Raw genomic sequence first — 19,728 nt, forward strand, 5'->3', positions numbered from 1 at the left:
CTCCATCCGCTTAACCGCTCGTCGCTTTCTCCACAGTGGGTTTTGGATACACCTTGGACCCCTCAACGGTAACCAGCTTGCGGAATTCCGCCAGTAGATGACGGGTGATCGGCCCCGGCTTGCCCTCCCCGATCCTGCGGCCATCCACCTGGACGACAGCGATCACTTCGGCGGCGGTTCCCGTGAGGAAAGCCTCATCCGCCACATAAACATCATGACGGGTGAAAGGCTGCTCCTTCACCACATATCCGAGACGGTCACACAAGTCCATGATGGCGCGGCGGGTGATCCCGTCCAGGGCGCCTACATATCCGGGGGGTGTATAAAGGATACCCCGCTTGACAATAAAGATATTGTCTCCCGATCCTTCGGCCACGTAACCGTCGCTGTTCAGCATCAGGGCCTCCCCCACCCCGGCCTGATTGGCTTCGATCTTCACCAGGATATTGTTCAGATAATTGAGGGACTTAATCTTCGGGTTGAGTGCATCAGGTACATTGCGACGGGTAGGGACGGTGATGATTTTCAATCCATTATCATACTGTTCCTGGGGGAACATTTTGACTTGATCGGCAATGATGATGACCTGGGGATTGGAACACTTGGCCGGATCCAGACAGAGTTCCCCCTTCCCCCGGGAGACTACCAACCGGATGTATGCATCAGTCAACCTGTTTTTCCTTACTGTTTCCAGCACCGCATCCTCCATCTCCTCGATCCCCACCGGAATGTCAAGAAGGATGGAACGGGCGGATTCATACAGGCGCTCCAAGTGTTCCCGAAGCCGGAATACATTCCCCCCGTAGACCCGTATTCCCTCAAACACCCCGTCCCCGTAGAGAAACCCGTGATCAAAAATAGAGACAGCAGCCTCCTCCTTTTTCACAAAATTTCCATTCATGTACACCCAGCGCTCTTCCATGGATTCCACCCCCGAAATTTCTAATTTTGGATACAACAAAACCCCTCACAACAGGCTGAACGGAAATCAGAACCTGCCGCAAGGGGCTTTTCTCCCCACGGTGTACACCGGAGTCAGGTGTTGATACCGCTTGGACCAGACCTTCACAACATCGGCGAAGCGGAACCCTAGGTATCCTTCTGATATGATTCCAAAAGCTGAATATAAAAAACTGAATTTAACGATGATTATAGGTTCATCGTTGGCCCTTGTCAACCGGACGGGGACCACCGATTTTGTCGAAAGTGTAGCAGGGGTAGGAGCCCAACCGGCGCACCCGGCAACCCCACTGCTCCACATCCGCGACGGCTTCAACCATCCCCGGGTGCTCCAATGCCTCCTCCGCATCAATGAAAAAGTAGTAGGTTCCCAGCCTTTTCTTGGTGGGCCGGGACTCAATCCGGGACAGATTGATCTTGCGGTCGCCAAAAGAGGCCAGCACCCGGTGAAGAGCACCGGGAAAATCTGAGGGCAGCGTGATCAGGAGAGTCGTCTTCCACCCGACAGCGGTTGCCGTCGGGTGTGTCCAAGGTTGGCCCACGGAGATAAACCGGGTGAAATTGTTGGGATAATCCTGGACCCCTGACTCCAGTATCGTCAAACCGTACAACAAGCCGGAACTTTGGGGACCGATGGCTACCCAGGCTTCCTCCGGATGGCCTGCCACCCGTCGAGCCGCTTCTGCGGTGCTGTCCACATAGGTGACAGCAACCCCAGGCAAAATTTTCCGCAGATGGGATCGGCACTGAGCCACCGCTTGAGGATGGGACAATACCCGTGTAAAACCGGCCAGCGGCCAATGGGCATGATCTGGATGAACCATCAGATTCTGGTTGATGGGATGGACCAGTTCTGCAGTCAGGGTCACGCTTACATGATGCACCAGCCAATCCAGTGTCAGATTGACCGATCCCTCAATCGCGTTTTCCACAGGCACCACCCCGTGAGCAAACTCCCCCCGGTCCACAGCGAGCAATACTTCCGGAATGGAGTCGCAGGGTGTATGTTGGTAGTTTGTCTCTGGAAACAATGCCCGGGCCGCTTCATGGGTGAAAGTCCCCCGCGGCCCGAGATAGGCCACCGGATGTCTCATGGGCTCTCTCCTTTGATGTTTCCCAACACTCTACTATGATCCCCTTTCCTCTGTCAACCGGACGGCAGCCCCTTCAGCCTGTGGATACAGGGTCAACACCTGAACCGGGACCCTCTCCTCTCGGAAGACTTCCGCCACAAACTGACGTACCGGATCAGGATCGAAAGTGAAGACGACCATGGTGGGACCTGCTCCGCTCAGAGCCGCTCCGAGGGCGCCATGGCGGACCGCCCCCTGCAACACCCGGTCCAACCCCGGAACCAGGGGACTCCGATAGGGTTGGTGGAACCGGTCCCTCAAGCCCACCCGAAAGGCATCCCAGTCCCCGGCGAAGAGAGCCGCGGTCAGCAAATTGGCCCGGCTGCTGCCCAAAACCGCCTCACCAAAACCCAATCGGCCGGGCAAAGCTTTCCGGGAGCGGGAGGTAGCCAAGGGCACCTCCGGAATGGCTGCAACCACGGTGAAGGGAGGAAGCGGCGCCTGAACTGCATGGGCTTCCTCCCCGTCCCAGGAGGCGACCACCACTCCGCCGAACAGCGACGGACCCACATTGTCGGGATGTCCTTCCCGGTGGACCGCCAGCCGAAACAGCTCCTGAGAACTGAAGGGGTTGCCCAACAGGTGATTGGCCGCCACCAACCCGCCCACAATGGCGGCCGCACTGCTTCCCAACCCCCGCATCAAGGGAATCCCTGTCTCCACTTCCATTCGGAAGGGGGGCAGCGGCTGATCCACGGATCGGAATACCTCCCCCATCATCTCCAGGATCAGATTGTCCCCGTTTCGCAGAATTTCCCGGAGTGACTCGTTTTCAGACGAGACAGTCCATTTTTCCGCCGGAGAAAAACGCAGGTGGAGGAAACAGTTCACCGCCATACCGATGGAATCGAAGCCGGAACCCAGGTTGGCACTGCTTCCCGGCACCGTCACTTCAAAGGGTTGAAACGGATCCATTTTACCCCTCCCTTCCCGTCACCGCTTCCATCACCGCTTCCCTGTCACAGGAAAGCACCCGGGGTTTCACGGCAATCGCTTCCATGGCCGTTGTCGGATCTTTAAGACCGTTTCCCGTCAGAATGCAAGCCACCCGGGCACCCTTCGGAATCTCCCCCGACCGGCACAGTTTTTTCACCCCTGCCAGGGAAGCCGCCGAGGCCGGTTCGGAAAAAACCCCTTCTTTTTGGGCTAAATCCCGGTAAGCCTCCAGGATCTCTTCATCGGTGACACTGTCGATTTTGCCGCCGGACTCATTGGCCGCCTCCACAGCCGACTTCCAGCTGGCCGGGTTGCCGATCCGGATCGCAGTGGCCATTGTCTTCGGTTGATCCACCCGCTCTCCCCGCACAATGGCGGCCGCCCCTTCCGCTTCAAACCCGCACATGCGCGGCAGTTTCCCACTGCGGCCCGCCTCCCGGTACTCCTTGAATCCTTTCCAGTAAGCGGTGATGTTGCCGGCATTGCCTACAGGAATCGCCAAGATATCCGGAGCCACTCCCCATTGGTCACAGATCTCAAAAGCCCCCGTCTTCTGCCCCTCAATCCGGTAAGGATTGACCGAATTGACCAAGGTGACCGAATGATGGCCGGCGATCTCCCGAACGATTTCCAGCGCCTGATCAAAGTTGCCCTGCACCGCCAGCACTTCCGCCCCATACATTACTGCCTGGGATAACTTCCCCAGGGCGACGTAACCGTCGGGAATTACCACAATGCAACGAAGTCCCATACGGGCAGCGTAGGCTGCCGCAGAAGCCGAAGTGTTCCCCGTCGAGGCACAAATCACCGCCTGGCTCCCGGCTTCCGCCGCCTTGGCGATGGCCATCACCATTCCCCGATCTTTGAAGGAGCCAGTGGGATTGAATCCCTCCACTTTCAAGCGGAGATCGATCCCCCATTCCTCTGACAGCCGGCGGGCTTGAATCAAAGGAGTGCCCCCTTCATGAAGGGTCAGATGGGGAGTCTCATCGGTGACAGGCAAAAATTGTCGATATCGTTGGATCACCCCCGGATTCATCATCCCTCTCCTCCTTCCACCCGATAGTGGCTCATCAGCCGGCGCACTGCCGGCATCTCGTCCAGCCGATGGAGGACCGCCTCCAACTGGTGTTGACTCGCCGTATGCGTGATCAGGACGATTTCCGCCTCATCCCCCCGGGAAACCGGTACCTGTAACACCTTTTCCAGGCTGACCGCCTCCTCGGCGAAGATTCCCGTCAGTCCAGCCATCACACCTGCCTCATCCGCCAACCGGAGGCGAAGAAAATGTTTGGCGAAAATCTCCCGGGAACTTTTCCATCGTTTCTCACAATAAGGGGCCACGATTCCCCTGCCGTTGACCCCGAGCCCCATGTTTTTCACCACTGTCACCAGATCGGAGACCACAGCGGTGGCAGTAGGCATCTCTCCTGCCCCCGGACCATAGAACATCGTCTCTCCCACCGCTTCCCCATGGACATAGACCGCATTGAACACCCCATCCACCGTTGCCAGAGGGTGTTCCTCGGACAACAGTGCCGGTTGCACACTCACCTCCACTCTCCCCTCGTCCCGCTTGGCGATCCCCATCAACTTGAGCACATAACCCAACTGCCCGGCAAACCGGATATCCTCCGTGGTCACGTCAGTGATCCCCCGCACGGACACTTCCTCCAAAGAAAGGTGAGTATGGAAGCCCAGATTGGCCAGGATCACCATCTTTCGGGCCGCATCCAGCCCTTCCACATCAGCGGTGGGATCCGCTTCGGCGTAACCCAGGTCCTGAGCCTGGGCGAGGGAATCGGCAAAGGGAGTGCCTTTCCGGGTCATCTCCGTCAAAATATAGTTGGTGGTGCCGTTGACAATCCCCATGATCGCCGTGATTCGATCCGAGGAAAGTCCTTCCGTCAAGGCCCGCAGAATGGGAATTCCTCCGGCAACGCTGGCTTCGTAAAAGAGGTCACAACCCTTTTCACGGGCGATGGTCAGCAACTCCGTCCCGTGCAGCGCCATCAGATCCTTGTTGGCCGTAACCACATGTTTTCCCCCTTCCAGCGCTTGCCGGATACAGGAGTATGCGGGTTCGATCCCGCCCATCACCTCCACCACCAAATCGATCCGTTGATCTTGCAAAATCTCCTCCGGCCGGTCCGTCAGCAAGGCGGGATCCACTTGAACAGATCGCTCTTTCTCCTTGTCTCTCACCAATATCTTCTCAATGGAAATCCGACGCCCCGACCGATGAAACAGGTCCTCCCGGTGGTTTTTCACCAGACGGACCACGCCGGAACCCACAGTGCCAAGGCCCATCAAACCCACCCGGATCGGTTCTTGTACCATCTTCCCCACTCCTTCTATCTTATTCTCCCCGACCCACAAGGGCCGCCCGAACCACCCCGTCCATCTCTTTCATTCCGTCGATCAACTCTGTCAAACTGATCAGCACCTGCGCCGTGTCAAGAGACATGGTAACCCCTGCTATTCCCTGCAGGGGAATGGTCTGATGAATCGTCAGCACATTCCCTCTGCGCATCGCCAGATAGGACAAAATGCCGGATAACACTCCTGCACGATGCTCCAACGTCAGAGAGATGGTGACGATTTTCTCTTTCATCAGGGCATTGAAGGGATACACTCCGTCTTTATATTTGTAAAAAGAACTGCGGCTCATCCCTACCCCGTCCACTGCCTCCTGGACTGTTTGCACCTCCCCTGATGCCAGCATCGCTTTGGCTTTCACCGTCTTCTGAATCGCCTCGGGCAACATGTCGGAACGGATCAGATAGTAGGTCTCATCCTTTGGATTCATTTTATGTCCTCCTAAAGAAGACAAATGTTTTTATATAACGGACATTATACCGGGTACCTCTTCCCTTTGCAAGAATTATTTTGTTAACTCTCCTTTAAAGCACTTTCATTTTCATCGTAAAAATTCCCTTTGCACCGGGCCAGGGGTATGTTGTGTTAAGATAGGATTGGCTCTGATTCCGGATGAAAAAGGAGTGCTCTTACTTTGGTATCTGTTCTGTTCGTCTGCTTGGGAAACATCTGCCGCTCTCCCATGGCTGAAGCGGTGCTGCGACACCAACTTCGTGAGGAAGGATTAGTGGAGAAAGTACGGGTCGATTCCGCCGGAACCGGTAACTGGCACGCCGGTGAACCTCCCCACCGGGGAACTCGCGACCTCCTCGCCGATCGCGGTATTTCCGTCGACGGAATTCGGGCCCGGCAAATCGGGAAGCAAGACTTGGAGAACTTTGATTATGTCATTGTGATGGATAACAACAATTATGGGGATGTAAAGAAACTGGCAAGAAATGAAACTGAAATCCACCGGTTTGTCGATTTCATACCCGACACAGAGTACAAAGAAGTCCCCGATCCCTATTTCACCGGGGATTTTGAGGAAACCTACCGGTTGGTGGAAGCAGGTTGCCAAGGGATCATCAAAACCCTCAGAGAAAGGGAAGGACTCTGATGCTCCCTCTCGCCCTCAAGTCGACGGTGGAATCAGCACTGCGCACATATGGTGATCCCGGTCCACTGCAACCACCCCACCCCGTCTCTGGCGGGGACATCGGACAGTCTTTCCGGTTGGAAACCCCGGCAGGGCGCTATTTTTTAAAATTCCGGACCGAGGCTCCCGCCGGTATCTTCACCGCTGAACGGGACGGGTTGGAGAGATTGGCCCGGAACAGCCGGTCCATTCAGATCCCGGAAGTGATCGCCCACGAAGGACCGGAGAAAACAGGGACCGGCTGGATCTTGATGGAATGGATCGAGCCGAGTTCGATCCAGCCTCATGGGATGGCGGAAACCCTGGGCCGGGGACTGGCGGAACTCCACCAACATACCTCCTCCGTCTACGGTCTGGAACGGAACAACTTTATTGGTCTCCTGCCCCAACCCAATCGTCAAAGAAAAAAGTGGGCCGACTTTTACCGGGACTGCCGCCTACTGCCCCAAATGGAGATCGCCGGCAAAAGAAACCGACTTCCTCCCGATCGGAACCGTCTGTTAAACCGATTGCTGGATCGGCTGGATAACTGGCTGGATGACTCCACCATTTCCCCCTCTCTTCTCCACGGCGACCTGTGGGGGGGCAACTGGATGGTCGGTCCCGGCGGGGCTCCTTATCTGATCGATCCGGCGGTCTACTATGGGCATCGAGAAGTGGATCTGGCTTTCACCGAACTTTTCGGCGGTTTCCCTAACCGCTTTTATGATGCCTACCGGGAAGCTTTTCCTCTGAAAACCGACTATCAAGACCGAAAGCCTCTCTACCAACTCTACTACCTCCTCGTCCACCTCAACCACTTTGGGGAATCCTACGGGGCCTCAGTGGACCGGATCCTCAAACAATATGCGGGGTAGCACAAAGTCCGTCTCCCTGTTACGGGAGACGGACTTTGTTGATGTAACAGCTCCGAAGCGACATTCTCCTCTCACCGGAACAAGCTGACCAAAGCAGCCTCCCCTTCTTGCTCACAATATGATGAATCGGGAACAGGGGGGGCGACAGTGTTCCCTCCATGTCCGCAGTTCCAGCATCGCCTTCTCCACCAACACAAAAAGGGACTCCCGATCAGGAATCCCTTTCCTTTCACAAATGGTACTTCCGTATTTTATTGTACAGTGTGGCTCTGGAGATGCCGAGCAGTTTGGCGGCGGCGGATTTATTGCCATAGGTGGTTTTCAAAGCATTCCGGATCCTCATCTCTTCACTGTCGGCCACCGGGGAATGGAGAGAGGGTGGGCTTGTGGTTCCATCTTTTTTCCTCTTCATGAACTGGTTTGGCAAATGATGGGGCCGAATCGTTTCTCCATCAGTCAAGATCATGATCCGTTCAATAATGTTGCGCAGTTGCCTCACATTCCCGGGCCAGTCATGGTGGATAAAGCGATACATCACCTCTGGGTCGAGTTCGGGAATCGGCTTGGAATATTTGAGGGAAAACTCATTCAGACAGAGCTGGATCAACTCCGGGATATCTTCCATTCGTTCACGCAGAGGAGGGATTCGGATAGAGACCACATGGAGCCGATAATACAGATCCGATCTGAACCGTCCCGCCTCGATCATCTCCTCCAGATCCCGGTTGGTGGCAGCGATGATCCGGACGTCCAAAGGGATCGGCTCCGTGCCGCCGACCCGATAATATCGCTTTTCCTGCAAAACCCGTAACAGCTTTACTTGCAGATCCAAGGGCATCTCCCCGATTTCATCCAAGAACAGGGTTCCACCCTTGGCGGCATCCAACTTCCCCTTTTTCCCCTCCTTGTTTGCCCCGGTGAAAGTCCCCCGTTCATAACCAAACAGTTCACTTTCGAAGAGAGGGGCGGGAATGGCTCCGCAGTTGATATCGATGAAGGGCCCCTTTCCACGGGGTCCCCCCTTATGGATGGCGCCGGCGAACAATTCCTTGCCCACACCGCTTTCCCCCGTGATCAAAACCGAAGCGTCCGTCGACGCCACTTTTTTGGCCAGCCCCACCGCGTGACGAATGGTTTGGCTCCTTCCTTTGATTTTATGAAACGGATCCTCAACCTTCTGTTTATCGAACTGCTTTTCCAAATCCTGAATGTAAGCAGTGGTCGTGGACAGTTCATCATTCAGTCTGACCACATCGGTAATATCCCGTTCCACAGAAATCCCGCCGATCACTCGGTGATTCATCACCACCGGCAATGCATTGATCAGAACATAAACATGGGGGCTGGGTTGATGGTACTTCCGGAAGACCCCTTTCCCCCCTTTTCCCCCGGTCAACACCGACATCACTTCAAGGGCATCCTGCTCAAAAAACTCGGTGATCGGCCTGCCCAGAATTTGATCCCGGGAATAATCAAAGATCGCTTCCGATCGATGATTCCAGGAAACGATATTCCCTTTTCCGTCCACAGCTGTGATCGCATCATCAACAGCCTCCAACAGTGTTTCATAGTAGGCGCGGCAGATGTTCCACTGTTGCCACAGGACTTTTGTAATCTTTCGAGCAGGGATCCACCCTACAAATTCTCCCTCTTGATCCTGCAGTGCCAGATCCTTGTCCAGAGCCGATTCATCCAAATCGGACAGCGATGCATCCATGGGAACCTTTTGCATGCCGGCCGGATCCAAGGCTTTCTCCCAAGGTGACGCCAATGAAAGCAGAGAGATCTGTTGTTGCAATTTCTTCACCCCCCTCCATATTCACTTTTGTATACAAAAATACAACTTTGTATCTACTTAAACATAATTGTTCAAAATCAAGAACCTGTCAATCTCCATTCAGTGGAAAACATAAATGGCACGATAATTGCTTGTTCATAACACTTGAAATCAGAGGAACTGAACTATTACGGTGGTTGGGAGGAAGACCATGATTGAATCCATCTCAAAAAATATCTTTCTATACGCCTCTCAAAACAAAATTCTCAATCGGGCTGCAAGGAGGTGGGGACTGAAATTCGGAGCTGCCCAGGTGGTGGCCGGGGAAAGCATCGAAAGTGCCATGAAGACAGTCCGTTCCCTGAATGAAAAAGGGCTCGTATGCACCGTGGACCACTTGGGTGAGTTTGTTTCCAGCAGGGAAGAAGCCGCTGAATCCACCCGGTACTGCATCGACACCTTGAAAGCGATCGCTAGATTCGGAGTCAACTCCAATCTCTCCCTGAAATTGACCCAACTTGGTTTGGATATCGATTATCAATTCTGCCTCGACAATATGCGTAAAATACTGGACACCGCCCAAAAACACAACAATTTTGTGCGGATTGACATGGAGGATTACGCCCATTGCCAGATCACGTTGGATTTGCTCAAAGAGCTCCGCAAGGATTATGATCACGTCGGGACGGTGATTCAGGCTTATCTTCACCGTTCCATGCAGGATGTGAAGGATTTGAAGGGGATTCCGCTCCGCCTGGTGAAGGGTGCTTACAAGGAATCCCCCGAGGTGGCTTTTCAGGACAAGGAAAAAGTGGACGAAAACTATATAAAGATTATTCAGGAGCACCTCACCAGCGGCAGTTATACTGCCATCGCTTCCCATGATCACAACATCATCGCCAAGGTGAAAGCCTTTGCCGAGGAGAAACAAATTTCCCGGAACCGGTTTGAGTTTCAGATGTTATACGGTTTTCGGAACGAATTGCAGCTCCAGCTGGTAAAAGAAGGATACACAGTACGAGTCTATGTCCCCTACGGCAACGACTGGTTTGGTTATTTCATGCGTCGTTTGGCCGAACGGCCGCAAAATGTCACCTTCGCCCTGAAAGGCTTCTTCTCCAAGTAAAAGATGTTAATTCAGGAAAACGGATACATTTACAATCATGTTAATATCTGTACACTGTCTTTACAAATATGTATAACTCTCCATCTAAAAGAGAATCCATCCTCATCTAAACGGGGATGGTTTATGGCATATTTCTTGCTTTAAAAAATAAGCTGAGATCCGGATGAGGAAAGGAGATTGATCATGACCACCACTTACAAGCATGAACCTTTCACCGACTTTTCCAATGAGGAGAATCGGCGGGCCTTTGAAGCCGCTTTAAACCAAGTGGAAGCTTCCCTGGGTCAGGACTATCCGCTCATCATCGGCGGGGAGCGGATTTCCACCGAAGAAAAATTGGTATCTGTCAACCCTGCAAATAAAGAAGAAATCATCGGCACCGTCTCCAAAGCCAACCAAGCACTGGCTGACCAAGCGATGGATGCCGCCCTTGAAGCCTTTGAAAGCTGGAGAAAGTGGGACCCAGCTGCCCGTGCCGAGATCCTTTTCCGTGCCGCTGCCAAGGTCCGTCGTCGCAAACATGAGTTTTCCGCTCTGTTGGTGAAAGAAGCGGGAAAACCCTGGAAAGAGGCAGATGCCGACACGGCTGAGGCGATTGACTTTATGGAATACTATGCCCGCCAGATGCTGGAGCTGAAAGACGGGAAACCGGTCAACAGCCGGGAAGGCGAAGTGAACCGCTACATTTACACCCCAACCGGCGTCAGTGTGGTGATCCCCCCATGGAACTTCGCCTGCGCGATCATGGTGGGCACCACTGTCGCCCCCTTGGTCACCGGGAACACTGTGCTGTTGAAACCAGCGGAATCGACACCAGTGATTGCCGCCAAATTTGTTGAGGTACTGGAAGAAGCCGGGGTCCCCAAAGGGGTTGTAAACTTTGTTCCCGGAGATCCGATTGAAGTCGGCGAATACCTGGTCGACCATCCGAAAACCGCACTGATCACCTTCACCGGTTCCCGCGCCGTGGGAACCCGCATTTACCAACGGGCATCCGTCGTCCATGAAGGTCAGACCCATCTGAAGCGCGTCATCATCGAAATGGGTGGAAAAGATACCATGGTGGTGGACCGGGAGGCGGATCTCGACTTGGCAGCCGAAGCTATCGTCACCTCTGCCTTTGGCTTCTCCGGCCAAAAATGTTCCGCCGGTTCCCGTGCCGTCATCCATGAGGATGTTTACGATGAGGTGCTGGAAAAAGTGGTTCGGCTGACGAAGGATCTGACCGTCGGAGATCCCCGCTCCCACCAGAACTACATGGGGCCAGTCATCAACCAGAAGGCCTTCGACAAAATCACCGGTTACATTGATATCGGAAAAGAGGAAGGGCGGTTGGTAATCGGCGGCGAGGCGGATGATTCCAAAGGATACTTCATCCAGCCGACCATCTTCGCCGACGTCGATCCCAAAGCCCGCATCATGCAGGAAGAGATCTTCGGGCCGGTAGTCGCCTTCTGTAAAGCCAAGAACTTTGATGAAGCGATTGAGATTGCCAATAACACCGAATACGGCTTAACCGGAGCTGTCATCTCCAACAATGCGGAGCACATCGAGCGTGCCAAGCGTGACTTCCATGTGGGGAACCTCTACTTCAACCGCAACTGCACCGGAGCCATTGTGGGGTACCATCCCTTCGGCGGATTTAAGATGTCAGGAACTGATTCAAAGGCCGGCGGACCTGACTACTTGATTCTACACATGCAGGCCAAAACGATCAGTCAGATGTTATAAAAATTACACGGACAGCAGTCTCAGATATCGAGATTGCTGTCCGTAAAAATAAATAAAGCGGATCAATGTATCGTATCATAGAGTGCAGGTTGTTTTTTCACTGAATCCAGCTTGAAAGCATTTTAAAATGATTGCTGAACCATTTAGGGGGGGAACTCATGGAGTCTGGCGTTTTTATTTCCATCGGAATTTATTTGGTTGCCATGTTGTCCATCGGCTATTATGCCTACAGACGGACTTCAGACTTATCTGACTATATGCTCGGAGGACGGAACCTCGGACCTGCAGTGACGGCGTTGAGCGCCGGAGCATCGGACATGAGCGGATGGCTGTTGATGGGTCTTCCCGGCGCGATGTACGCCGCCGGCTTGAGCAGTGGATGGATCGTGGTCGGATTAACCACCGGTGCTTGGCTGAACTGGCTGTATGTAGCTCCCCGTCTGCGAACCTACACAGAGATCGCCAATAATTCCATCACAATTCCGGACTATTTTGAAAACCGCTTTAAAGACGATTCCCGCATCCTGCGGATTGTCTCTGCACTGGTCATTTTCATCTTCTTCACTTTCTACACCTCCTCGGGAATGGTTGCCGGCGGCGAGTTGTTTAAAAGCGCCTTCGGCATGGATTATTTGTGGGGAATCTGGCTCACTGCGGGAGTCGTAATCCTGTACACCCTGTTCGGCGGCTTTCTCGCTGTCAGCTGGACGGACTTTGTGCAGGGAACGATCATGTTTCTCGCCCTGGTCCTGGTTCCGATCGTGGTCATTACGCAAACTGGGGGATTCGATGCCACTTTCGCTGAGATTCGTTCCATTGATCCGTCGTTGCTGGATGCCTTTAAAGGGACGAGTGTGATCGGCATCCTCTCCCTGTTGGCCTGGGGATTGGGGTACTTTGGGCAGCCTCATATCATCGTTCGCTTTATGGCCATCACTTCAGTCCAAGAGATGAAAAACGCCCGCCGCATCGGCATGGGCTGGATGATCTTCTCCATCGTAGGAGCGATGTTTACCGGTCTGATCGGTATTGCTTACTTTCATAAAGAGCAATTGACCTTGGACAATCCGGAGACCGTCTTTATTGTACTGGCCAAAATTTTATTTCATCCCCTGATCACCGGTTTCCTGCTGTCGGCGATCATGGCAGCGATTATGAGCACCATCTCCTCTCAGTTACTGGTGACGGCCAGCGCTCTGACCGAAGATTTCTATCGCGCCTTTTTCCGCCGCTCCGCCTCGGACAAAGAGCTGGTCCTGGTCGGTCGCCTCTCCTTGCTGGGAGTGGCTCTGATCGCCCTTTACCTGGCCTTCAACCCCAATGAAACCATCTTGAATCTGGTGGGTTACGCCTGGGCCGGATTCGGCTCCGCCTTTGGACCGGTGGTACTTCTCAGCCTGTACTGGAAACGCATGAACAAATGGGGTGCACTGGCGGGTATGCTGACCGGTGCGGCAACAGTGATCATCTGGTCAAATATCGAGGCTGTACAGGAGATCTACGAAATGATTCCCGGATTCATCGCCTGCACGATCGCAATTATTGTAGTTAGTCTGTTGACTAAGAAACCCGAAGCTGAGATTGAAGCCGATTTTGACCAAGCGATTAAACAAATCAAGGTTTAACGCGCTGGATCAACAGGATGGTTCCCCAAAACATGGGAACCATCCTCTTTATTTTGATGGGAACTTGACGAGGTCTGCTTCATCACATACACTTATTTCATTATGAAATAAAGGTGAGAGGCCTGTGTCGACGCCTCCCCGAAACCATCGGCAAACACCGACTAAGGAAGCGGGAAAGCAGCAATTTGCCCGGTAAACGGTCATGATCAAAAAAGATGTTCTGGGTCTCCCTGTAAACCATCAGAAAAGGGAATTTAACCAAAAAACAACTTTACTATTGAAGCTGAATCGATGTACACTGTACATACGCTTCCCACACTAAAGGTGAGCTTCAACTCAACTACATAGCAGCAAGGAGAATGAAACATGGAAGAAAGAATCGAACCCCATTCCGAAGAAGTTCCTTCGGAAGTAAAAAAATGGAACTGGGGTGCCTTTTTCCTCAGCTGGATCTGGGGAATCGGCAACCATGTCTGGATCTCTTTTCTAAGCTTTGTGCCCTTTGTCGGATTTATTATGATTTTTGTCCTGGGAGCCAAAGGAAGCGAATGGGCTTGGAAAGCGAAGGACTGGGAGAGTGTGGAGCACTTTAAACGGGTGCAACGCAAGTGGGCCATCTGGGGAGCGGTGATTTTTTTCGCCGGAATCCTAGTGTCAATCTTGCTTATCGTTTTATCCGTTATTTTAGCAGTCTCTGTAGATGTGCCGACAAGAAATTATGAAATGCCGACAACAGATTATTAACAAACAACTGGGCGGATTTCGCCCAGTTGTTTGTTTCAATCCTGAAAATCGAACTCCATCTCCCCAATCCGAATTGTATCCCCTTCCTTGGCCCCCTTTTCCCGGAGAGCATCATCCACCCCCATCCGTTTCAGGGTGTGTGCAAAGCGGCGGATCGATTCGTCATACTGGAAATTCGTCATTTTGACCAACTTTTCCACCCGTTCCCCTTCCACCACAAAGAGTTCATTCTCTCTGCGGATCCAGAAAGGCTCCTCAGCAGCAGGACTTCGGTATATCTTCCGTTCTTCCTTCTTCCCTTTTTCCAGTGTCTCTTCAGGAAGCGCATCCAAACGATCCGCCACCGCAAACAGAAGCTCCCGCAGGCCCTCGCGGGTCGCGGAGGAAACGGGAAAGACAGGAACTTCCCCATCGATGGCGGCTTTAAACCTCTCCAGATTTTTCTCCGCTTCGGGGAGGTCCATTTTATTGGCAGCGACGATTTGGGGCCGATTGACCAGCTCATCCCGATACAATCTCAACTCTTCGTTGATTCTCACCCAGTCCTCATAGGGATCTCTCCCCTCGGAACCCGCCATATCCACCACATGTACCAATACCCGGGTCCGTTCCACATGACGCAAAAACTGATGACCCAGACCAACCCCTGTGTGCGCTCCTTCGATCAGACCGGGCAGGTCTGCCATGACAAAGCTGCGACCATCCTCCGTTTCCACCACACCCAGATTGGGGTGGATGGTGGTGAAATGATAGGCTCCGGTTTTGGGACGGGCCGCAGACACTGCAGACAGCAAAGTGGACTTCCCCACACTAGGGTAACCTACCAGTCCTGCATCGGCCAGGAGTTTCAACTCCAGTTCCACCCATCGCTCCACCCCGGGCTCTCCGTTTTCCGCAACACGGGGAGCTGGATTTTTGGGAGAGGAAAACCGGATGTTTCCCCGTCCTCCCCGCCCCCCTCGAGCGATGACCGCTGTCTGACCCTTTTCGGTCAGATCGGCGATCGTCTCGCCAGTCTCCGCATCGACGACCAGTGTTCCCGGCGGAACCTTCACCACCAAGGAATCCGCTCCTTTTCCATGCTGACTTTTGGAACGTCCATGCTCTCCCCGGTCGGCTTTAAATTGTTTTCGATAACGAAAATCCATCAGCGTCCGCAGGCCTTCGTCCACTTGAAACACAACATCCCCGCCCCGGCCACCGTCCCCACCTGCCGGACCTCCGTGGGGCTCATACTTTTCCCGCCGAAAGGCGACCATGCCATTCCCGCCGTCGCCCCCTTTGACAAACACTTTCACCTTGTCCACAAACATGTTCCCCACCGCCTGTGTTATGTATTTCTATCATTCGGAATCCAGATGTCGAAAAACCGTCCGGAATCCCCAAGCACCGCTTCTCCTCCACATGCTTTTATCCTTTCCCGAAGCTGCTGCCATTCACCCGTGGAATATTTCTTCTCTTCCCCTTCCGGTCTGAATTTCATCAGGAATCCCTCCTGATCTCCGGAGAGTTGGAAGTACAAATCCTTCACTTCCCCCTGCTCCCCGGCAAACGGTTTCAGCCAGGTTGCCGTTTGTTCGAGGATCCGTCCGATTCGATCAGCCACATTTTCCGGCAGTTGCCCCATTTCCTCCCCGATCTCCACCACCCAGTGCCACTCCGGGTGATCCCGGTTCAACAAGGCGAGTCTCAAAGCCAAGTCCGGAGGCTCCAAGCGGGAACTCACTCGTTCGATTTCCAACCGGTTCACCAGCTCCTGCAGATAGGGGGCGATTCGTTCCGGTTTATTCAAAGTGGTAAACCCCATCAAAACCTGGAGATGATTCATCCAGTCATGGCGTTGCCGGCTCAACAGTTCCAACTGTTCCCGGGCGCTCCGCTTTTGATGCTGTTTTTCCAACTGGCGTAACCAATCTCTCACCCACCAAGCGGCCACAACAGACAACCCCAATCCAGTCGCCAGGCCCACCCGCCAATCCCAAGGATGCACGGATAAAAGCAGCATCCCCACTGCCAGGGGAGCCATCCTCAGCCAAAAAGTGAACCCTTTCGGCACAAAACCCTCTCCCGTCTTTTCTATCTATGTTAATCCATTTTTGCCCATGAAAAAACCCCGGCGGTCCAGCCGGGGTTTCTCGACTCCAATCAGGCTTCGATTTGGGCCAATTCCGCTTGGGGATAAACACTGACCCGTTTGCGGTCTCGGCCCATCCGTTCAAATTTCACGACGCCTTCCACTTTGGCGAAGAGGGTGTCATCGCCGCCACGGCCAACGCCGATCCCGGGATAGATCTTGGTCCCCCGTTGTCGGACAAGGATGCTTCCAGCACTTACCAGTTGACCGTCTCCACGTTTCACACCCAAGCGCTTGGCAATGCTATCCCGGCCGTTTTTGGTGGAACCGACCCCTTTTTTCTGAGCGAAAAACTGCAAGTTCATTTTCAGCATGGATGTCCACCTCCTTTATATGAAAATCAACATTCTCGGATTTGAATAAAAGCGGGGTATGCATCCGCCACCGATTGAAGGGCTGCCGCCATCACATCCAGGAGGAAACGGACCTTCTCCCGTATTTCGGGGGTCAGACCGTCCGGAATCCGACAATCCAGGTACCCCCCCTCCTCCTCATCCACACCATCCGGGTGGATTTGAACTCCGAGGAGGGTTTCCGAAGCATTGGTCAAGCCGAGCGCGATCCCGGACACCGCTGAACAGACCAGATCCTCGCCGGCTTCCCCGAAGCCGGCATGTCCCTGGAGGACGACCCGCTCCAACTCCCCTTCTCCGTCACGATACAAAGAAATCTGTATCATGGAGTGAGAATCAGGCCTCGATCTTCTCGATAACCACTTTGGTGAAGGGCTGGCGGTGTCCTTGTTTCCGCTTGTAGTTCTTTTTCGGTTTAAATTTGAATACGGTCACTTTTTTGCCTTTGCCGTGCTTTTCCACTTTACCGGTCACTTTGGCACCGTTTACCACCGGTGTACCCACCACAGTCCCCTCTTCCTTGTTGATGAGGAGCACTTTGTCAAAGGTGACCGTTTCACCTTCATCGGCAGCCAGCTTTTCAATGTAGATCGTTTGTCCTTCTTCGACGCGATATTGTTTGCCACCGGTCTCGATCAGTGCGTACATCCCGGAACCTCCTTCTCCTGTGAAGACTCGCCGGAAATGGGTGGGGAAATCCCTTATGTTAAAACCCATCCCGTGCGGTACAGCTTACTCCGGGAGAGCAAGCGCATATTGCACAAAGAAAATCTTAACACAATCGATTGGGATTGTCAATGTAGACTAAGCGATCAGGTCTCCAATCCGGCTGTCCGGTTTTTTCTCATGAAAAAAACGGCGGAACAGCGCCTCTTCCGGAAGAGGAGACCAGACTCCCCGGGAATCCCGCACCATCACAATATGATAGGCCTCCTTCTGCAACCTTTTCAACACCGATGCCAAGATTTCATCATGGTTTACCTTCAATTGGACGATACGGGCATGGGCAGGAACCGTCGATTCACTTCGCTTCATCAGAAAGCGCATATATTGAAAATCCCTTTGTTTAAAAGCGATCCCATTGGAGTATACCAAAAACAGAGCGATGACGCTCAGATTTAGATCCCAGCCCCTGCCCCACACACTCCAAAGCAGAACCAGACAAGCCCCGGCCATACTGCACGTCAGACTCGTTGTAAGTGTCCGGCGATAGGATAAGTGATAGCTGAGCAAAGCCTGTAAGATCCTGCCCCCGTCCAGAGGATAGATCGGCAACAGGTTAAAGCCCGCCATCAAGGCGTTTCCTCGTACAAAATAACGCATCCACTCCTCCGACCACCACCCCATCCGATAAAAAGCGTACCCAAAAAGAACCATCATGACATTATGAAAAGGACCTGCCAGGGCTACAGCGATCTCTTCCCGGGCAGGCACCGTTCCCCATTCATCCGTATGGGCGACACCGCCGAAAGGGAGTAGCTGAATTCCGGACATCCGCCAACCACAAGAACGGGCGACGCTGACATGACCCAGTTCATGGATCAGCACCAAGACAAAGAGGGTGATCACCTCCAGAAATTGGCCTGTCACCACTGAAGAGAAGATCACCAACCAGAACAAACTATGAATACGAACCTGAATTCCTGGCAGAGAAAAAAGGCTACTCAAAGGCGACCACCCCCGCAGGGTTGACAAAATCGCCTCCCTGTCTGAGGGCGAAGAAAAGGAGAGGCTCCCCCTCCCGACCATCCACTTCGCCCAAAAGCTGGCGCGGTTGTACCCAATCTTTTTTCTTCACCCGGATCTCCTTCAGCCATCCATACCAGGTTTCTTTCCCACCGGCATGACGGAGGACCACAGTTTTCCCCAGTCCTTCCTGCTCTCCAGTCTCCACCACCCACCCTTCCGCCGGCGCAACCACCGGTGACCCGGGCTTGGTGCGAATGACAACTCCCCGCCCTCCTTTTTTGAAGGGCTGGACGACAGTCCCCCGGATCGGAGCAACCCAGGATGAATTTCCTCTTTCCCGCTCCCCTTGATTTTCCCGAAATGTGGGCAGAATCGCCGGTGCCCCGCCGATGTTTTCCTCATACCACCGGGCCACGCCCTGAAAGTTGTAATCCCGGTTCATCACTTCGGAAATGAAGCTTTGAGCCTGTTTTGCCGATGGAGTATTGGATTGAAAGACCAGCCAAGCTCCCGTCATCAGAAAAAAGGCGAAGAAGCTTTGAATCAACAACCGACTCTCTCCCTTTTTCCTCCCCTCTTTCTCCCAGACGCCGGGACGGTTCCAAGGAAGCTCGTCCCATTTACCCACCGGGTCTTTTTTGGGGAAAATCGGTTGGCTCCGGCGACGAAAGCCACCCCCTCCTCTGGGGAGACCTTTTCCTTCCCTGATCGCCCGGATCCGGTTCTGTCGCCTTTTGCTTATGCCCCGGGACCATTCCATCATGGGATTCACCGCCCCTTTTTTCCACATCGGTTTTGGTACATCCTATGACTTGTCTCACCGGGTTATGCAAAAGGAAAAACCATGATCCATCAGGTTTTTTGCTGTGCTAAAAACAACAGTGGCAGCGATATTGGCTCCGTTGGAATAACCGACAGCCACCAGCCTGCGGAAAAACCGGGGCATCCCATTCTCCAACACATCCCCTCTGACACTCAGCATCCCCGATTCCGGGGAGAGCATCTTCGCAAGGGGCAACAGATCCTCCTCATTCCCCCCCGTCCCGTGCAACAACAGTAGTGTCGGCTGTTCCGGATCAGATCCGCCCCGGAAAAGATGCTTCATCTCAATCCCTCCTTCAAATTCCCCTACAGGACAAAAACCTA

Annotated in this window: 20 protein-coding genes and 1 pseudogene; 6 read left to right on the forward strand and 15 right to left on the reverse strand. The window is 53.5% G+C overall.

The features are described 5' to 3' along the window. Positions 1–10: 10 nt before the first annotated feature. The 6 genes from ilvE to IEV46_RS05890 all read right to left on the reverse strand — a co-directional run bounded on the left by ilvE (position 11) and on the right by IEV46_RS05890 (position 5,838). Entirely contained in the window at positions 11–922 is a 912-nt protein-coding gene (gene ilvE, locus IEV46_RS05865; RefSeq protein ID WP_188430889.1) for a branched-chain-amino-acid transaminase, read from the reverse strand. 235 nt (positions 923–1,157) lie between these two features. Continuing rightward, a complete protein-coding gene (gene pheA, locus IEV46_RS05870) occupies positions 1,158–2,054 on the reverse strand; it encodes a prephenate dehydratase (protein WP_188430891.1) in 897 nt (298 codons plus the stop codon). Positions 2,055–2,087: 33 nt separating this feature from the next. After that, on the reverse strand, positions 2,088–3,008 hold the full coding sequence (thrB, locus tag IEV46_RS05875; RefSeq protein ID WP_188430893.1) for a homoserine kinase: 921 nt from the start codon (positions 3,006–3,008) through the stop codon (positions 2,088–2,090). 1 nt (position 3,009) lies between these two features. Continuing rightward, positions 3,010–4,071 (reverse strand): threonine synthase, encoded by a 1,062-nt coding sequence (gene thrC / locus IEV46_RS05880; RefSeq protein WP_373284558.1) that lies wholly within the window; start codon positions 4,069–4,071, stop codon positions 3,010–3,012. After that, positions 4,068–5,369, reverse strand: coding sequence for a homoserine dehydrogenase (locus IEV46_RS05885; RefSeq protein ID WP_188430897.1), 1,302 nt, complete (start codon positions 5,367–5,369; stop codon positions 4,068–4,070). Before IEV46_RS05885 ends, thrC begins: the two co-directional genes overlap by 4 nt. A gap of 19 nt (positions 5,370–5,388) precedes the next feature. Further along, positions 5,389–5,838 (reverse strand): ACT domain-containing protein, encoded by a 450-nt coding sequence (locus IEV46_RS05890; protein ID WP_188430899.1) that lies wholly within the window; start codon positions 5,836–5,838, stop codon positions 5,389–5,391. A 204-nt stretch (positions 5,839–6,042) separates the two neighbouring features. Here IEV46_RS05890 and IEV46_RS05895 point away from each other — a divergent pair, with 204 nt between their 5' ends. Both IEV46_RS05895 and IEV46_RS05900 read left to right on the forward strand, forming a co-directional pair. Next, positions 6,043–6,507 (forward strand): low molecular weight protein-tyrosine-phosphatase, encoded by a 465-nt coding sequence (locus IEV46_RS05895; RefSeq protein ID WP_188430901.1) that lies wholly within the window; start codon positions 6,043–6,045, stop codon positions 6,505–6,507. Continuing rightward, positions 6,507–7,403 (forward strand): fructosamine kinase family protein, encoded by an 897-nt coding sequence (locus tag IEV46_RS05900; RefSeq protein WP_188430903.1) that lies wholly within the window; start codon positions 6,507–6,509, stop codon positions 7,401–7,403. The genes IEV46_RS05895 and IEV46_RS05900 overlap by 1 nt, the downstream gene beginning before the upstream one ends. Before the next feature lie 229 nt (positions 7,404–7,632). On the opposite strand, the gene IEV46_RS05905 is transcribed toward IEV46_RS05900, so the two are convergent. Then, the gene (locus IEV46_RS05905; protein WP_229735929.1) at positions 7,633–9,210 is read right to left on the reverse strand and encodes a sigma-54 interaction domain-containing protein; all 1,578 of its coding nucleotides are present in this window, start codon (positions 9,208–9,210) and stop codon (positions 7,633–7,635) included. A gap of 181 nt (positions 9,211–9,391) precedes the next feature. Between IEV46_RS05905 and IEV46_RS05910 the strand changes: the two genes are divergently transcribed. From IEV46_RS05910 to IEV46_RS05925, 4 genes are all read left to right on the forward strand, one after another. After that, a complete protein-coding gene (locus tag IEV46_RS05910; RefSeq protein WP_188430905.1) occupies positions 9,392–10,306 on the forward strand; it encodes a proline dehydrogenase family protein in 915 nt (304 codons plus the stop codon). Between the two features lie 183 nt (positions 10,307–10,489). After that, positions 10,490–12,037 (forward strand): L-glutamate gamma-semialdehyde dehydrogenase, encoded by a 1,548-nt coding sequence (pruA, locus tag IEV46_RS05915; protein WP_188430907.1) that lies wholly within the window; start codon positions 10,490–10,492, stop codon positions 12,035–12,037. Positions 12,038–12,195: 158 nt separating this feature from the next. Further along, positions 12,196–13,662 carry a sodium/proline symporter PutP gene (putP, locus tag IEV46_RS05920; protein ID WP_188430909.1) on the forward strand — a complete coding sequence of 489 codons (1,467 nt, stop codon included), beginning with the start codon at positions 12,196–12,198 and terminating at the stop codon, positions 13,660–13,662. A 366-nt stretch (positions 13,663–14,028) separates the two neighbouring features. Then, complete coding sequence (locus IEV46_RS05925; protein WP_188430911.1) at positions 14,029–14,406, forward strand: ribonuclease G; 378 nt, start codon at positions 14,029–14,031, stop codon at positions 14,404–14,406. Between the two features lie 35 nt (positions 14,407–14,441). Here IEV46_RS05925 and obgE read toward each other — a convergent pair whose 3' ends face one another. From obgE to IEV46_RS05965, 8 genes and pseudogenes are all read right to left on the reverse strand, one after another. Then, complete coding sequence (gene obgE, locus IEV46_RS05930; RefSeq protein WP_188430913.1) at positions 14,442–15,719, reverse strand: GTPase ObgE; 1,278 nt, start codon at positions 15,717–15,719, stop codon at positions 14,442–14,444. A gap of 17 nt (positions 15,720–15,736) precedes the next feature. Further along, a complete protein-coding gene (locus IEV46_RS05935) occupies positions 15,737–16,462 on the reverse strand; it encodes a Spo0B domain-containing protein (protein WP_188430915.1) in 726 nt (241 codons plus the stop codon). 89 nt (positions 16,463–16,551) lie between these two features. Next, positions 16,552–16,854, reverse strand: a complete 303-nt coding sequence (rpmA, locus tag IEV46_RS05940) for a 50S ribosomal protein L27 (RefSeq protein ID WP_188430918.1) — start codon at positions 16,852–16,854, stop codon at positions 16,552–16,554. 26 nt (positions 16,855–16,880) lie between these two features. Beyond that, the gene (locus tag IEV46_RS05945; protein WP_188430920.1) at positions 16,881–17,219 is read right to left on the reverse strand and encodes a ribosomal-processing cysteine protease Prp; all 339 of its coding nucleotides are present in this window, start codon (positions 17,217–17,219) and stop codon (positions 16,881–16,883) included. A 10-nt stretch (positions 17,220–17,229) separates the two neighbouring features. Continuing rightward, positions 17,230–17,541 carry a 50S ribosomal protein L21 gene (rplU, locus tag IEV46_RS05950; RefSeq protein WP_188430922.1) on the reverse strand — a complete coding sequence of 104 codons (312 nt, stop codon included), beginning with the start codon at positions 17,539–17,541 and terminating at the stop codon, positions 17,230–17,232. 156 nt (positions 17,542–17,697) lie between these two features. Next, positions 17,698–18,561 (reverse strand): M50 family metallopeptidase, encoded by an 864-nt coding sequence (locus tag IEV46_RS05955; RefSeq protein WP_188430925.1) that lies wholly within the window; start codon positions 18,559–18,561, stop codon positions 17,698–17,700. Further along, the gene (locus IEV46_RS05960) at positions 18,554–19,372 is read right to left on the reverse strand and encodes a M23 family metallopeptidase (protein WP_188430927.1); all 819 of its coding nucleotides are present in this window, start codon (positions 19,370–19,372) and stop codon (positions 18,554–18,556) included. Before IEV46_RS05960 ends, IEV46_RS05955 begins: the two co-directional genes overlap by 8 nt. Before the next feature lie 63 nt (positions 19,373–19,435). Further along, positions 19,436–19,687, reverse strand: a pseudogene (locus IEV46_RS05965) (alpha/beta hydrolase); the annotation flags it as partial. Between the last annotated feature and the right edge of the window lie 41 nt (positions 19,688–19,728).

The organism is Kroppenstedtia guangzhouensis (genome assembly GCF_014637345.1).
GTDB lineage: Bacteria > Bacillota > Bacilli > Thermoactinomycetales > DSM-45169 > Kroppenstedtia > Kroppenstedtia guangzhouensis.

Excerpts from the sequence above, each read along its gene's own strand:
- ilvE (WP_188430889.1), bottom strand. The coding sequence starts at position 922 with ATGGAAGAGCGCTGGGTGTACATGAATGGAAATTTTGTGAAAAAGGAG.
- pheA (WP_188430891.1), bottom strand. The coding sequence starts at position 2,054 with ATGAGACATCCGGTGGCCTATCTCGGGCCGCGGGGGACTTTCACCCAT.
- thrB (WP_188430893.1), bottom strand. The coding sequence starts at position 3,008 with ATGGATCCGTTTCAACCCTTTGAAGTGACGGTGCCGGGAAGCAGTGCC.
- thrC (WP_373284558.1), bottom strand. The coding sequence starts at position 4,071 with ATGATGAATCCGGGGGTGATCCAACGATATCGACAATTTTTGCCTGTC.
- IEV46_RS05885 (WP_188430897.1), bottom strand. The coding sequence starts at position 5,369 with ATGGTACAAGAACCGATCCGGGTGGGTTTGATGGGCCTTGGCACTGTG.
- IEV46_RS05890 (WP_188430899.1), bottom strand. The coding sequence starts at position 5,838 with ATGAATCCAAAGGATGAGACCTACTATCTGATCCGTTCCGACATGTTG.
- IEV46_RS05900 (WP_188430903.1), top strand. The coding sequence starts at position 6,507 with ATGCTCCCTCTCGCCCTCAAGTCGACGGTGGAATCAGCACTGCGCACA.
- IEV46_RS05910 (WP_188430905.1), top strand. The coding sequence starts at position 9,392 with ATGATTGAATCCATCTCAAAAAATATCTTTCTATACGCCTCTCAAAAC.
- pruA (WP_188430907.1), top strand. The coding sequence starts at position 10,490 with ATGACCACCACTTACAAGCATGAACCTTTCACCGACTTTTCCAATGAG.
- putP (WP_188430909.1), top strand. The coding sequence starts at position 12,196 with ATGGAGTCTGGCGTTTTTATTTCCATCGGAATTTATTTGGTTGCCATG.
- IEV46_RS05925 (WP_188430911.1), top strand. The coding sequence starts at position 14,029 with ATGGAAGAAAGAATCGAACCCCATTCCGAAGAAGTTCCTTCGGAAGTA.
- obgE (WP_188430913.1), bottom strand. The coding sequence starts at position 15,719 with ATGTTTGTGGACAAGGTGAAAGTGTTTGTCAAAGGGGGCGACGGCGGG.
- rpmA (WP_188430918.1), bottom strand. The coding sequence starts at position 16,854 with ATGCTGAAAATGAACTTGCAGTTTTTCGCTCAGAAAAAAGGGGTCGGT.
- IEV46_RS05945 (WP_188430920.1), bottom strand. The coding sequence starts at position 17,219 with ATGATACAGATTTCTTTGTATCGTGACGGAGAAGGGGAGTTGGAGCGG.
- rplU (WP_188430922.1), bottom strand. The coding sequence starts at position 17,541 with ATGTACGCACTGATCGAGACCGGTGGCAAACAATATCGCGTCGAAGAA.
- IEV46_RS05960 (WP_188430927.1), bottom strand. The coding sequence starts at position 19,372 with ATGTGGAAAAAAGGGGCGGTGAATCCCATGATGGAATGGTCCCGGGGC.